This window comes from Micromonospora sp. MW-13 (assembly GCF_003434305.1).
Taxonomy (GTDB): domain Bacteria; phylum Actinomycetota; class Actinomycetes; order Mycobacteriales; family Micromonosporaceae; genus Micromonospora.
Genome location: NZ_QKKX01000052.1, coordinates 1 through 14,879, shown reverse-complemented (window position 1 = coordinate 14,879; position 14,879 = coordinate 1). Strand labels below are relative to the sequence as shown.

General features: G+C 73.4%; 7 protein-coding genes and 2 pseudogenes. 3 read left to right on the top strand and 6 right to left on the bottom strand.

From position 1 onward, the window contains the following. Window positions 1-604, top strand: a pseudogene (locus C5N14_RS32345) (hypothetical protein); the annotation flags it as partial. A 1-nt stretch (window position 605) separates the two neighbouring features. Beyond that, complete coding sequence (locus tag C5N14_RS23535) at window positions 606-1,328, top strand: class F sortase (RefSeq protein ID WP_117670732.1); 723 nt, start codon at window positions 606-608, stop codon at window positions 1,326-1,328. 78 nt (window positions 1,329-1,406) lie between these two features. Here C5N14_RS23535 and C5N14_RS23530 read toward each other — a convergent pair whose 3' ends face one another. Beyond that, window positions 1,407-6,464, bottom strand: a complete 5,058-nt coding sequence (locus tag C5N14_RS23530) for an NAD-glutamate dehydrogenase (RefSeq protein WP_117670730.1) — start codon at window positions 6,462-6,464, stop codon at window positions 1,407-1,409. 287 nt (window positions 6,465-6,751) lie between these two features. Between C5N14_RS23530 and C5N14_RS23525 the strand changes: the two genes are divergently transcribed. Continuing rightward, window positions 6,752-8,722 (top strand): penicillin-binding transpeptidase domain-containing protein, encoded by a 1,971-nt coding sequence (locus tag C5N14_RS23525; RefSeq protein WP_117670728.1) that lies wholly within the window; start codon window positions 6,752-6,754, stop codon window positions 8,720-8,722. A gap of 704 nt (window positions 8,723-9,426) precedes the next feature. On the opposite strand, the pseudogene C5N14_RS23520 reads toward C5N14_RS23525, so the two are convergent. From C5N14_RS23520 to meaB, 5 genes and pseudogenes are all read right to left on the bottom strand, one after another. Continuing rightward, window positions 9,427-10,431, bottom strand: a pseudogene (locus C5N14_RS23520) (arginase family protein); the annotation flags it as partial. A gap of 65 nt (window positions 10,432-10,496) precedes the next feature. Beyond that, window positions 10,497-11,420 carry a tetratricopeptide repeat protein gene (locus C5N14_RS23515; RefSeq protein WP_117670726.1) on the bottom strand — a complete coding sequence of 308 codons (924 nt, stop codon included), beginning with the start codon at window positions 11,418-11,420 and terminating at the stop codon, window positions 10,497-10,499. A 121-nt stretch (window positions 11,421-11,541) separates the two neighbouring features. Then, window positions 11,542-13,230: a methylmalonyl-CoA mutase gene (locus C5N14_RS23510; RefSeq protein WP_117670724.1), complete on the bottom strand. Its 1,689-nt coding sequence runs from the start codon at window positions 13,228-13,230 to the stop codon at window positions 11,542-11,544. Window positions 13,231-13,325: 95 nt separating this feature from the next. After that, window positions 13,326-13,739: an Asp23/Gls24 family envelope stress response protein gene (locus C5N14_RS23505; protein WP_117670722.1), complete on the bottom strand. Its 414-nt coding sequence runs from the start codon at window positions 13,737-13,739 to the stop codon at window positions 13,326-13,328. A gap of 86 nt (window positions 13,740-13,825) precedes the next feature. After that, complete coding sequence (meaB, locus tag C5N14_RS23500; protein WP_117670720.1) at window positions 13,826-14,830, bottom strand: methylmalonyl Co-A mutase-associated GTPase MeaB; 1,005 nt, start codon at window positions 14,828-14,830, stop codon at window positions 13,826-13,828. Window positions 14,831-14,879: the final 49 nt, after the last annotated feature.

Sequence of the window (14,879 nt, the reverse complement as noted above, 5' to 3'; positions counted from 1 at the left end):
GCAGGGTGGCAAGGGCGGCGGCGCCGCCGCCGACTCCTACGGCGAGGACGACTGGGGCGGCTACCAGCACGACCAGAAGGCCGAGAAGGACCACGGCAAGGAGTCCGAGAAGGACCACGGCAAGGAGTACGGCAAGGACCACGGCAAGGAGTACGGCAAGGACCACGGCAAGGAGTACGGCAAGGACTCCGGGTACGGCAAGGACTCGGAGCACGGCAAGGACTCCGGGTACGGCAAGGACTCGGAGCACGGCAAGGACTCCGGGTACGGCAACGACTCGGAGTACGGCAAGGACTCCGGGTACGGCAACGACTCGGGTAAGGGCGAGGACGAGCGGTCCTGGGAGCACAAGAAGGACTTCGTCTACTTCGGCGAGGCCGAGGTTGCCGAGGACGCCGAGCCGGGCCGCTACGAGCTCCACGGCTCCTGCGGCGAGGGCGAGCTGGTCGTGCTGCCGCGCGGCCACGTCGAGGGCGGTGACGGCGGCGCGACCACCGGCACCGACCGCGGGATGGCCACCACCGGGGCGGGCATGCTGGGCGCCGCGGCGCTCGGCGGCATCGTGCTGATTCGGCGGCGTCGGGCCAATGGGTCCCTCGTCTGACGTGACGGCGACACCGGCCGGCGGCCGCCACGGGAGACCGTGGCGCGCCGCCGGCGCGGCCGTCGTCGTCATGCTCGCGATGGTCGGCGCCGGCCTGGTGGGTGCCTCCCTGCGCAGCGCCCCCGCGCCCCGCCCGCCTCAACCGCTGTCGCAGGCCGGCCCGGACGTCCGCGCCACCGCCGGCCCCGCCGACACCGGCGTCGACCAGAACTCCGTCGACCCCGACACCGGGCCGGCCGGCGAGGGACAGCCGGCGGCCGGGCTGGGCCGAGCCACGCCGACCACCATCGCCATCCCCCGGATCGGGGTGGACGCCCCGATCATGACGCTGGGCACCAACCCCGACGGCACCGTCCAGGTCCCGCCGCTGGAGCAGGCCCTGAGCGCTGGCTGGTACTCCCCGGGGGCGAGCCCCGGCGAGACCGGCAACGCGGTGATCGTCGGGCACGTCGACTCGGCGAAGGTCGGCGGTCCCGCCGTCTTCTTCGAACTCGGCTCGCTCCGGCCGGGCGACGCCATCACGGTGTCGCGGGACGACGGCAGCCAGGTCGCCTTCACCGTCGAGGAGGTCAAGGCGTACCCGAAGACCGCCTTTCCCACCGAACTGGTGTACGGACCGAACGACCGGGCCGGCCTGCGGGTCGTCACCTGCGGCGGGCAGTTCGACGAGAAGGCGGGCAGCTACCGGGACAACGTCGTCGCCTTCGCGACGATGACCGGCTGAGAAGTGGGCACGGCCGACCCACGGGAAGCGCCGCGGCCGATCGGGGACACCGACCGGCCGCGGCGCTTTCCGGGCGGCTCAGGCCGCCGAGGTCCGCACCAGGGTACGGATCTGGCGCAGCAGCACCGACAGGGCGGCGAGGTCCGCCCGGGACTCGTCGAACTCCCCCATCGCCCGCTGGGCGCGGTGGATCGAGGTGGCGTTCGACTGCTCCCACTGCAACACCCGCTCCAGCGGCGGCAGGCTGTCCGGGGTGGAGCCGAGGACCTCCGCGGTGAGCGCGGCCAGCGCGGCGTACAGGTCGTAACGCAGCGCCATCCGGGCCAGCGTCTGCCAGCGGTCCTCCCGCGGCAGCAGGGAGATCTTCGACAGCAGGGAGTCGACCCGGAACCGGTCGGACAGGACGAAGTAGACCGAGGCCACCTCGCCGACGTCCCGCCCGGTGCTCGCCGCGGTCTCCACCACGTCGAGCAGGCCGAAGCTGTACATCAGCCGGGTCGCCTGCTCGGCCAGGTCGCGCGGCAGCCCCCGGGAGGTCATCTCGTCGATGTGCGCGGCGATGGCCTCCCGCTCGCTGCCGTAGAAGAGGTTCTCCAGGCCGGGCAGCAGCCGGGCCACCCCGTCGCGCAGCCGGGCGGTCTCGGCCGGCACGTCGATCGGCGAGCGCCGGTTGGTCACCAGCCAGCGCACCGCCCGGTCGAGCAACCGCCGGGTGTCCAGGTAGACGGCGGTCTGCAACTCCGGGTCGACCTTGTTGTCCAGCGACTCGACCGCGTCCCAGAGCTCGCGCAACCCGAACACCTCGCGGACCACCACGTACGCCCGGATCACGTCCGCCGCGGACGCCGCGGTCTCCTCGACCACCCGGAACACGAACGAGATGCCGCCCCGGTTGATCGCCTCGTTCACCAGCACGGTGGTCACGATGTCCCGGCGCAGCCGGTGCTGGCCCATCCGGTCGGCGAACCGTTCCCGCATCGGGGTCGGGAAGTAGTTGACCAGCACGTCGGTCGTCCACTCCTCGTCCGCGAGGCCCTCGGTCAGGATCTCCCGCTCCAGCACGATCTTCACGTACGCCAGCAGCACCGCGAACTCCGGCGCGGTCAGCCCGGACTCGGTGCGCACCGCCAGTTCGTCGTCCGGCGGCAGCGCCTCCAGCGCGCGGTCCAGCGCCCCCGAGCGCTCCAGCTCGCTGATCATCCGGCGGTGCACCGGCAGCAGCGAGGCGGCCTGGGCCTGCGAGTTGTTGATCGCCCGGGCCTGGTCGTAGTTGTCCCGCAGCACCAGCTCGGCGACCTCGTCGGTCATCCCGGCCAGCAGCTCGTCACGCTCGGGCCGGGTCAGCGCCTCGTCCGCGACCGCCGTGTTGAGCAGGATCTTGATGTTCACCTCGTGGTCGGAGCAGTCCACCCCGGCCGCGTTGTCGATGAAGTCGGTGTAGATCCGCCCGCCGGCCAGGGCGTACTCGATCCGCCCGAGCTGGGTGCAGCCGAGGTTGCCGCCCTCGCCGACCACCCGGCAGCGCAGCGCCTTGCCGTCCACCCGGATGGCGTCGTTGGACTTGTCGCCCACCTCCACGTTGGTCTGGCTGGACGCCTTGATGTACGTGCCGATGCCGCCGTTCCAGAACAGGTCCACCGGCGCGGTGAGGATCGCCTTCATCAGCTCCTGCGGGGAGAGCTGGCTGACATCGTCGTCCAGCCCGAGCGCCGCCCGGACCTGCGGCGAGACCGGCACCGACTTCGCCCCGCGCGGGTACACCCCGCCCCCTTCGGAGATCAGCGACCGGTCGTAGTCCTCCCAGGACGACCGGGGCAGCCCGAACAGCCGCTTGCGCTCGGCGTACGAGGTGGCGGCGTCCGGATTCGGGTCGAGGATGATGTTCCGGTGGTCGAACGCGGCCACCAGCCGGATGTGCTCGGACAGCAGCATGCCGTTGCCGAACACGTCGCCGGACATGTCGCCGACGCCGACCACGGTGAAGTCCTGGGCCTGGGTGTCGTGCCCCAGCTCCCGGAAGTGCCGCTTCACCGACTCCCAGGCGCCCCGGGCGGTGATGCCCATCTTCTTGTGGTCGTACCCGGCCGAGCCGCCGGAGGCGAACGCGTCGCCGAGCCAGAAGTTGTGCGCCGCCGAGATCTCGTTGGCGATGTCGGAGAACGTCGCGGTGCCCTTGTCCGCCGCCACCACCAGGTACGGGTCGTCCGGGTCGTGGCGGACCACGTCCTCGGGCGGCACGATCTCGCCGGCGACGATGTTGTCAGTGACGTCGAGCATCGCGCCCACGAACTCCTGGTAGCAGGCGACCGCCTCGTCCCGGTCCCCCGGCTTCTGCTTGAGCACGAAGCCGCCCTTGGCGCCCACCGGCACGATCACGGCGTTCTTCACCATCTGCGCCTTGACCAGGCCGAGCACCTCGGTCCGGAAGTCCTCCCGCCGGTCGGACCAGCGCAGCCCGCCCCGGGCCACCGGCCCGTACCGCAGGTGCACGCCCTCGAACCGGGGCGAGTAGACGAAGATCTCGAACTTCGGCCGCGGGGCCGGCAGGTCCGGGATGGCCTGCGGGTCCAGCTTGAACGCCACGTACGCCTTCGGCCGCCCGCCGATCGGCTTCTGGTAGAAGCTGGTGCGCAGGGTGGCCTGGATCAGCGTCAGGTACGACCGCAGGATCCGGTCCTGGTCGAGGCTGGCCACGTCGTCCAGCGCGGCGCCGATCGCCGTCACCAGTTCGCCGCTGCGCTCGCGGCGCTGCTCGATGGTCGACTCCCCGGGCGCGAAGCGGGCCTCGAAGAGTTCCACCAGCAGCGTGGTGATCCGCGGGTACGCGATGAAGGTCTGCTCCATGTACTCCTGGGAGAAGACCGCCCCGGTCTGCCGCAGGTACTTCGCGTACGCCCGCAGCACCACCACCTGCCGCCAGGTGAGCCCGCCGCGCAGCACCAGCTCGTTGAAGCCGTCGACCTCGGCCTCGCCCCGCCACGCCGCCGCGAAGGCGTTCTCCACGTGCGGGCGCACCTCGGCCAGGTCCTGGTGCCCCTCGGGCAGCCGCAGGCCGAAGTCGTACAGGTAGACCCGGCCGTCGACCCGGTCCACCTCGTACGGGTGCTCGTCGACCACCCGGACGCCGAGGGAGTGCAGCACCGGCAGCACCGCGGAGAGCACCATCGGCTCGCCGTACCGGTAGACCTTGAACCGGACGTCCATCGCCTCGTCGAGGTCCGCGCCCCGGCCGGCGCCGTTGCCGCGCGGGGCGAGCTGCTTGCGGAACAGGTGCATCTCGAGCTGGCCGGGTTCCTCCAGCAGCTCCAGCTTCGCCAGGTCCTTCATCGCCTCGTACGGCGTGTGCCCGTCCTTGTAGCCCTCCGGGAAGGCGTCGGCGTACCGGCTGAACAGGTGTTTGGCCTGCTCGTCGCCGAGCTTGCGCTCCAGCACCAGCCGGTAGTCGTCGTCCCACAGCCGGGTGGCGTCGGCCAGTTCCTCGGCGAGCAGGTCCGCGTCGATGTCGCCCGGCGGCCGGGTCGGGTCGGTGCGGACGATGAAGTGCACCCGGGCCAGCATCGACTCGGTGACCCGGGTGGTGTAGTCCACCCCGACGCCGTTCAGCTCGCGCAGCAGGATGTCCTGCATGCGCAGCCGGTTCTGCGTGGTGAACCGGTCCCGGGGCAGGTAGATCAGGCAGGAGATGAACCGCCCGTAGGCGTCCCGGCGCAGGAAGACCCGTAGCTGCCGGCGGCCGGCCATCCGCAACACGCCGATCACCGCGTGGTACAGGTCCTCGGTCTTGATCTGGAACAGCTCGTCGCGCGGATACGTCTCCAGGATCTGGAGCAGGTCCTTGCCGGAGTGGCTGCGCCGGCTCAGGCCGGAGCGGTCCAGCACCTCGGCCACCTTGCGGCGGACCACCGGCAGCTCCCGGACGCTGGTCCGGTACGCCGCCGTGGAGAACAGCCCCAGGAAGCGCCGCTCGCCGACCACCTGACCGGCCTCGTCGAAGATCTTGAAGCCGATGTAGTCCAGGTACGCCGAGCGGTGCACGGTGGCCCGGGAGTTCGCCTTGGTGATGATCAGCAGGCGCTTCTCCAGCACCTTCTCGTGCGCCTCGGACGTCATCGAGGACAGCGCCCGCGCCTCCGGGGAGTCCGAGCGCAGGATGCCCAGGCCGGTGCCGAGCACCGCCTCCAGCGCCGAGCCCTCGCCGCCGGGGGCGTCCACCAGCCGGTACTCACGGTAACCGAGGAAGGTGAAGTGGTCGTGGGCCAGCCAGCGCAGCAGCTCCACCGAGTCGGTGATGTCCTTCTCCGGCACTGGCGGACGGTTGTCGGCGGTCCGGGCGGCGGCCAGCTCGTCGGCCAGCGCCAGGGCGCGCTGGCGCATCTTGGGCCAGTCCTCGACCGCCTCGCGCACGTCGGTCAGCACCCGTTGCAGCTCGCGGCGCAGCTTCTCCCGCTCGCCGGCGTCGCGGACCGGGTCGATCTCGATCCGCATCCAGCTCTCGACCAGGTCCCCGGCGACCGCGTCGTCGGGCTCCACGTCGGCCGAGACCTCGGTCAACCGGCCCAGCGGCTCCCGGCGGACCACCACCAGCGGGTGCACCAGCAGGTGCACGTCGAGGTGGTGGGCGTTGAGCAGTGCGGTCACCGAGTCGACCAGGAACGGCATGTCGTCGGTGACGATCTCGATCACCGTGTGGTGCTGGTCGGCATCCGGTTCGTGGATCCGTAGTTTCAGCTCGCCCGGCACCCGTTGGCGGGCGAGGTCCCAGTGCGCCCGGGCTGCGTCGAGCATCTCCTCGGCGGTGAACCCGATCAGTTCCTCGTCCGGGGCGAACCGCCAGAAGCGGCCCACCAGCGTAGCCGCGTCGTGGTCGTCGCCGGCGAGCGCGACCGCCTGAGCGACCAGGCGTTCCGCGTTCGGCACCGGCTCGTCGAGCTCGGCGTCCTCCACGTCGTCGGTCAGCGCCTCCGCGGGCAGCCCGAGATCATAGATGGTGTCGATGCTCGAACCGGTCACCCCGGTCACTCCTGTGTCAAGCCGGCCGAAGCCGTCCCCGTCGGTCGCCGAATCGAAGTTGTCGTCCCGGCCGGTGTCATCCTGCCGGAGGTCGGGTCCCGGTTTGATCGCCGGACGCCGGTCCATCGGTGCCACTCCCCTCGACCCACCGCGTTGTGGGTCACTCTGCCGCCCAGCCTAGGCCCTGTCGGTCCGTGCCTCCGTCGGCGGACCACCAGCCGGACTTCCGGTTCGGGACTCTGTCCTTTCACCCGTTGCAGATACGTGGTCGGCCGGCTGGGGAGTACCCCGGCTCGGGATGTTCATCACACTTCGCCGAGCCCTCTTTGCGCACGTGGCGGGCCGGGCGGGGCAGTGGGTCGGACGGGGCCGTACTACCGTGGCGGGAGCCCGAGATCCGAAAGGACGGCTCCATGCGTCTGTCGTATCCCCTCGGTGGGCCCCGCCACCCGCGTTCCCGCCGGCTCGTCGCGGCGCTCGCGGCCACCGCGCTGGCCGCCGGCGCGCTGGCCGGCTGCTCGACCGAGGACGGCCCGGAACGCGCCGTGGACGCCTTCCTGGCCGGTTGGGGCAAGGGCGACCTCCAGGCGGTCGGCTTCGTCGACCCGGCCGGGAGGAAGCTGCCCGCCGCCGACGTGACGCGGGAGATCCGGGAGCTGTCCGGCGAGCTGGCGGCCACCCCACCGGCGCTGCGCCGCACCGGGGACCCGAAGGTCGACGCGAACATCGCGACCGCCGGCGTCCGGGTGGACTGGACGCTGCCGGGCGGGACCCGCTGGGGGTACGACCGGCAGGTGCGGCTCACCCGGGGCGGCGACGACCAGTGGCAGGTGATCTGGGAGCCGCGGGTGGTGCACGAGCAGCTCACCCCGGGCGACCGTCTCGCGGTGCGCCGCGTCGCCGCGCCCCGGGCCGGGGTGCTCGACGGCGCGGGCCAGCCGATCGTGGCACCCCGGGCGGTGGTCCGGGTCGGGCTGCAACCGAGCGAGGTCACCGACGTGAAGGCCGTGACCCGGCAGCTCGACGCCGCGTTCCGGGCGATCCGGCCGGCGATCACCCCGCCGGTCGACCTCGCCGACCTGCCCAAGCGCCTCGCCGAGGCCGCCCCGGACGCGTTCGTCGAGGTGGTGACGCTGCGCGACGAGGCGTACCGGCAGATCCGCTCACGCGTCTACGACCTGCCCGGCACCAAGTTCCGGGCGGAGAAGCTCGACCTCGCCCCCACCCGCGAGTTCGCCCGGGCGCTGCTCGGCTCGGTGGACCAGGCCCAGGCCGACGACCTGGCCGCCCACCCGGACCGGTACCGCAAGGGCGACCTGGTCGGCCACGGCGGCCTCCAGGGCCGGTACGACGAGCGGCTGCGCGGCGCGCCGGGGCTCACCGTGATCAGCGAGCGGCCGGGACCGGACGGCACCGTCGTGCCGACGGGCACCGAGCTGTTCCGCCAGGAGCCGACGCCCGGCCAGGCGGTGCGGACCACCCTCGACGTGGCCACCCAGAACGCCGCCGACGCCGCGCTGCGCGCCGAGAAGCGCCGGTCCGCCCTGGTGGCCGTACGGATCAGCGACGGCGCGGTGCTGGCCGCCGCGAACGGGCCGGGCGCGGCCGGGGAGAACCTGGCCTTCACCGCCCAGGTGCCGCCCGGCTCGACGTTCAAGATGGTCAGCGCCCTCGGCCTGCTGGACCGGGGGGCGATCACCCTCGACGGCCCCGTCGCCTGCCCGAAGACCTTCACCGTGGACGGCCGGTCGTTCAAGAACTCCGACAACTTCGCCCTCGGCTCGGTGCCGTTCCGCACCGACTTCGCGAAGTCCTGCAACACGGCTTTCGCCGCGCTCGCCCCGAAGCTGGGCGCGGACGGCCTCGCCCAGGCCGGGCGGGCGCTCGGCCTGGAGGCCGGATGGGACCTCGGCGTGGACGCGTTCACCGGCAAGGTCTCCGCCAACGGCTCCCCGGCCGAGCAGGCCGCCGCCTCGTTCGGGCAGGGCACCACCGTGGTCAGCCCGCTGGCCATGGCCGCCGCCACCGCCGCCGTCGCCCGGGGCCGCTGGGAGCAGCCGAAGCTGGTCGAAGATCCGGCCCCGGCCAAGGCCGCGCCCGCCGGGCCGGAGCTGAAGCCGGAGTCGGTGCAGCCGCTGCGGACCATGATGCGCGAGGTGGTCACCGCCGGCACGGCCACCGCCCTCAAGGACGTCCCCGGCAGCCCGGTGCACGGCAAGACCGGCACGGCCGAGTACGACAACAACCCCGCGCACACCCACTCCTGGTTCGTCGGCTGGCAGGGCGACGTGGCGTTCGCGGTCTTCGTGGAGCAGGGCGGGTCCAGCGCGGCCAGCGCGGTGCCGGTCAGCGAGCGCTTCCTGCGCGCCCTCGCCGCCTCCTGACCGCCCACCGGCACTGCACCGACGACGCCCACCAGCCGCGCGCTGGCCCACTCCTTGATCAACTCCAGGTCACTGACAACGGGGCATCCGGCACGCTTGGGCCCCCGTTGTCAGTGACCTGGTGACGATCAAGGTGGATGGGGTGCCGGATCGCGGCGTCGACCGCGACGGACGAATGGCGGTGGACCGGGAGCGCGTCAGGCGATCCCGGCGGTGGACTGCGCGTCGTCCTCCGTCCCGGGGAGGCTGTCGCCCGGCGCCGGCGCCGGTACACGGCGCAGCAGGCCCGGCCCGACCGAGGCCGGCGGCCCGACGGGCTCCAGCACCGGCCCCGCGCCGCCACCGGCAGAGCCGACGGGATCCCCCGCCCCGTCCGGTTCGTCCGGTTCGGCGACGGGGTCGACGGGGTCGATCGGTCCGTCCGCTTCGTCCGGCCCGGCGACGGGGTCGGCCACTCCGGCGACGGGGTCGGCCGGTCCGGCAAGGGTGCCCGGATCGGCGGGGCCTGCGGGAGTGACCGACCCGGCGGGCACGCCGGATACGACCGGGTACGGCACCTCGGCCCGGTGTGACACCTCGGCCCGGTGCGGCGCCTCGGCCCGGTGCGGCGCCTCGGCCCGGTGCGGCGCCTCGGCCCGGTGCGGCGCCTCGGCCGGGAAGGCGGCCGACCCGGGGAAGGCGCCGGACGCGGAAAGGACCGCCGACCCGGGGAAGGCGGCGGACCGGAGGGGACGGTTGGCCGAGGGGCGGCGCGGGCCGGGGGCCGCCGGCAGCAGCCGGGGCGGCACCGCGCTCGGGGCGGTGACCGGGGCCAGCCCGGCCACCACCGTGTTGACTATCTCGGCGGCGTACGCGCCGTCGGCGTCGTAGTCGGGGTCGAAGACGGTCAGCTCGACGCCGAGGCAGTGCGGGGTGTCCACCAGCCCGGCGAGCAGGATCTCCAGCTCGGCGAAGGCGATTCCGCCCGGGTCCGGGGCGTCGACCGCCGGCATCACCGCCGGGTCGAGCACGTCCACGTCGACGTGCACCCAGTAACCGGCGCAGTCGGCCAGTTCCTCGTGCGCCCACTGGGCGGTGCGGGCCGCGCCCTCGGCGCGCAGCGCCGGCACCGGCCGGGTGGTGATCCCGGCGGCCTGGAGGTCGAGACGGTACTCGTCCTGCGCCCGGATGCCGAGGACCACCACGTCGATGTCCCGGAAGTACGGCCTGCGCCCCTCGATCGCCGCCAGGTCGGCCTGCCCCCGCCCGGTGACCAGGGCCAGGTCCTCCCCCGCCGCGGCCCCGACGTAGGAGGCGTTGCCGGGGTGCCGGAAGTCGGAGTGGCCGTCGACGAAGACGAGCCCGATCCGCCCGCCGACCGCCTCGCCGAGCCGGTGCATGGCCAGCGCCGAGCCGAGCAGGATCGAGCAGTCCCCGCCGAGCACCAGCGGGAACTCCCCCCGGTCGATGATCGAGCCGATCCGGTCGGCCAGCGCGGCCGAGTACGCGGCGATCTCCGGGGCATGGCAGACGCCGTCGCCGGGGCGCCAGTCGCCCGGGTCGTACCGGGGCGGGGTGAGGCAGCCGGCGTCGCGGGCCCGCAGCCGGGCCAGCAGGCCCTGGTCGCGCAGCGCCCCCGGGGCCTTGCCGCAGCCGGGGACGGCGGTGGGGGTGGGCGGGCGCAGCCCGAGGTTGGACGGCGCGTCGAGGACGGCGATCCGGCGCATCATGGGCTCCCGTCCTCGTGGGTCGGGCGGGCCGGCGAACGCCGGCCCGCGCTGGCGTGCGGCGGAACTCAGAACAGGGCGCTGGCCAGGGCCCGGCGGGCGGAGGCGACGGCGGGGTCGTCCGGCCCGGCGACGGTGAACAGGCCCACCAGGTGCTGGCGTACCTTCTCCCGGTCGTCGCCCGCGGTGCGCCGGACCAGGCCGACCAGGCGCTGGTATGCCTGCTCCGCCATGCCGCTGAGCACCTCGACGTCGGCGGCGAGGAGCTGTGCCGCGACGTCGTCGGGGTCGGCCTGGGCGGCGGCGAGCGCCGCGCCCGGGTCGGCACCGGCGACCCGGCGGGCCAGCCCGACCTGGGCCAGCCCGGCCTCGGCCGCGGCGTCCGCCGGCGACTCAGCGAGGATCTTCCGGTACGCCTGCTCGGCGGCGTCCAGGTCGCCGCTCATGAGGGCGTCGTCGGCCTCGTCGAGGCGCGGGTCCTCCGGCTCGGCGACGGTGACCCCGCCGGCCTTGAGCACTGCGCCGATCCACTGGCGTAGCTGGGCCTCGGGGACCACCCCGGAGAACGCGTCGACCGGCCGGCCGCCGACGACCGCGTAGACGGTGGGGATCCCCTGGACCTGGAACATCTGGGCGATGCGCGGGTTGTCCTGGACGTCGACCCGGGCCAGCACCCACGCGCCGCCATCCTCGGCCGCCAGCCGCTCCAGCACCGGCGCGAACTGGTCGCTCTCCGGGTAGCCGGCCGCGCCGAAGAAGACCACGACGGGCAGGGCCACGGAACGTTCGAGCACCTCGGACTGGAGGGTGGCCTCGGTCACGTCGATCACGGCGGCCCCGCCGCCGGTGGCGCCGCCGCCCGGCAGACCGGGGGGCGGGCCGGCCTGGGCCGGTGTGCTGGAACGGGTGGGGGCCGGTGCGGTGCCGCGCAGTGCGCTGAGGTCGACCGCGCCGCGGGTGAAGATCGACGAGGTGATCCGTGGGTCGCTCATGGTTACCTAGTCTCGCACGACCGCCGCCCAACTCAGATCAACCGCGACGGCGACAACTGTGACTCTCGCGGCTGGTCACCGGTGGTGTCGCCGCACCCGGCCAGGGTGCGGCGACGCCCGGTCAGAAGCGGGCTGGTTCGCGGTAGATGCCCCATTCGGCGCGCAGCGCGTCGCAGATCTCGCCGAGGGTGGCCTCGGCGCGGACGGCGTCGAGCATCGCCGGGATCATGTTCTCCCCGGTACGGCTCACCTCGACCATCCGGGTCACCGCCGCGGCGACCGCCGCGTCGTCCCTCGCGGTCTTGCGCTCGGCCAGCACCCGGCGCTGCTCCAGCTCCACCTCGTGCGAGATGCGCAGGATCTCCAGGTCCTTGGCGATCGTGCCGGTGTGGCAGTTGACCCCGACGATCCTCTTGTCGCCCTTCTCCAGCGCCTGCTGGTAGACGAAGGCCGACTCGGCGATGTGGCCGGTGAACCAGCCGTCCTCGATGCCGCGCAGGATGCCGGAGGTCATCGGGCCGATCTGGTGCGGCCCCTCGCCACCGAGCTGCCGGATCCGGGCGAAGATCTCCTCCGCCTCGGCCTCGATCCGGTCGGTCAGCGCCTCGACGTACCAGGAGCCGCCGAGCGGGTCGGCCACGTTGGTCACCCCGGTCTCCTCCATCAACACCTGCTGGGTACGCAGGGCGATCTCGGCAGACTCGTCGGTGGGCAGGGCCAGGGTCTCGTCGAGGGCGTTGGTGTGCAGCGAGTTCGTCCCGCCGAGCACCGCGGCGAGCGCCTCCACTGCGGTGCGGACGACGTTGTTGACCGGCTGCTGGGCGGTCAGCGACACCCCGGCGGTCTGGGTGTGGAACCGCAGCCACAGCGCCTTCTCGCTGGTCGCCCCGTACACCTCGCGCAGCCAGCGGGCCCAGATCCGGCGGGCGGCGCGGAACTTGGCGATCTCCTCGAAGAAGTCCACGTGCGAGTCGAAGAAGAAGCTCAGGCCGGGGGCGAAGACGTTCACGTCCAGCCCGCGCGACAGCCCCAGCTCGACGTAGCCGAACCCGTCGGCGAGGGTGTACGCCAGCTCCTGAGCGGCGGTCGAGCCGGCCTCGCGGATGTGGTACCCGGAGACCGACAGCGGTTTGTACCGGGGGATCTCGCGGGCGCAGTACTCCATCAGGTCGCCGATCAGGCGCAGGTGCGGCTCCGGGTCGAACAGCCACTCCTTCTGCGCGATGTACTCCTTGAAGATGTCCGTCTGGAGCGTGCCGTCGAGGGTGGACAGGTCGGCGCCCTGCCGCTCGGCGGCGACCAGGTACATGCAGAACACCGGCACCGCCGGGCCGGAGATGGTCATCGAGGTGGTGACGCCGGCCAGGTCGATGCCGTCGAAGAGCACCTCCATGTCGGCGGCCGAGTCGACCGCCACCCCGCAGTGCCCGACCTCGCCGAGCGCCTGCGGGTCGTCGGAGTCGCGGCCCATCAGCGTCGGCATGTCGAACGCGACGGAGAGGCCGCCGCCGCCCGCGCCGAGGATCATCTTGTAGCGCTCGTTGGTCTGCCGGGCGTTGCCGAAGCCGGCGAACTGCCGGATCGTCCAGGCCCGCCCCCGGTAGCCGGTCGGGTGCAACCCCCGGGTGTACGGGAACTCGCCCGGCCAGCCGATCCGCTCGAAGCCCGGGTACGCGGCCCCCTCGGGTGGGCCGTAGACCGGGTCGACGGGCATCCCGGACAGCGTGGTGAAGTCGGCGTCCCGCTTGCGCGCGGCGTCGTAGCGGGCCTGCCAGCGCGCCCGTCCGGCAGCGATCTCGTCGGCGTTCATGCGCGGGGCTCCTCCTCGGGTCCTCGTCCGGACACCGAGTGTAGAACCCCCACTGAACGATCGCTAAGGAAGCTCGTACCGACCGGTAGCCCGACTCAGGCCGGGGGCGCGGCCGGCTCGCCCAGGGCCACGTCGTCGACCCGGATGTTGATCTCGTCAACCCGCAGCCCGTACGCCTCGACGGCCTGGGTGACCGCCGCCCGCACCCCTTCGGTCACCTGCGGCACCGGCCGGCCGGCGTCGATCACGATGACCAGGTTGACCACCGCCGCGCCGTTCGTGACGTGCGCCGAGCAGCCGCGCCGGGCGTCGCCCACCTGGTCCAGCCCGACCCGGTCGAGGACGGAGTTGAAGAACCGGGCCACGTCGCCGCCCAGCTCCGCCACCCCGGGGACCGACCGGGCGGCGGCCACCGCGATCTTCTCCACCACCTCGTCGGAGACCTGGGTGGTCCCGCCCGCCACCGCGTCCGGGGTCACCGACAGTTCCTGCGTCGCCTCGTCGCCCATGCTTCTCCCCCAGTACGCGCGCACCGCCCCACGGTGCCGTGGGGCGGTGCGAGCGTACTCGTTCGGCGGGGTCCGCAGTGGACGGCTCAGGAGCCGAGCTGGGCCAGCAACTCGTCGGCCGCGGCGTACGGGTCGAGCGCCCCCTGCGCCACCTTCGCGGCGAGCGTCGACAGCTCCGTACCGTCGCGCAGCGAGCCGATCCGGGCGCGCAGCACGCCCAGCGCGATCGCCTCGATCTCGGCGGCGGCCCGCGCCTCCCGGCGGCGGCGCAGCTCGTCGTGGCGCTCCAGCCAGTCGCGGTGCTTGTCGATCGCGGCGGCGACGTCGTCGATCCCCTCGCCGCGCACGGCGATCGCCCGGACCACCTGCGGTCGCCACTCGCCGGGCCCCCGCTCGCCCAGGGCGATCATGCCCTGGATGTCGCGGACGGTGGCGTCGGCGCCGTCCCGGTCGGCCTTGTTGACCACGAAGACGTCGGCGATCTCCAGGATGCCGGCCTTGACCGCCTGGATGGCGTCGCCCATGCCCGGAGCGAGCAGCACCAGCGTGGTGTCGGCCAGCGACGCGACCTCCACCTCGGCCTGCCCGACGCCGACGGTCTCCACCAGCACCACGTCGCAGCCGGCGCCCTCCAGCACCCGGACCGCCTGCGGGGTGGCCGCCGAGAGCCCGCCGAGGTGGCCCCGGCTGGACATCGACCGGATGTAGACGCCCGGGTCGGTGGCATGGTCCTGCATCCGCACCCGGTCGCCGAGGATCGCCCCGCCCGTGAACGGGCTGGACGGGTCGATGGCCAGCACCCCGACCCGGTGGCCGCGCGCCCGCAGCGCCCGGACCAGCTCGTTGGTGGTGGTCGACTTGCCCACCCCGGGCGACCCGGTCAGCCCGACCACCTGGGCCTGGCCGGCGTACGGGGCGAGGGCCGCCGCCACCTGCGGCAGCACCTCGTCGCCGGACTCCACCAGGGTGATCAGCCGGGCCACCGCCCGGGGGTCACCGGCGCGGGCCCGCTCCACCAGCATCGGCACGTCCCGGCTGCGGCGCACCGACGGCACGCCGGCGGCCGGGAGCTGCTCGACCGCATCGCTCACCGTGCCGCCTTCGTTCGCGACTGCGGGGCTCGCACACCCCGCTCACTCC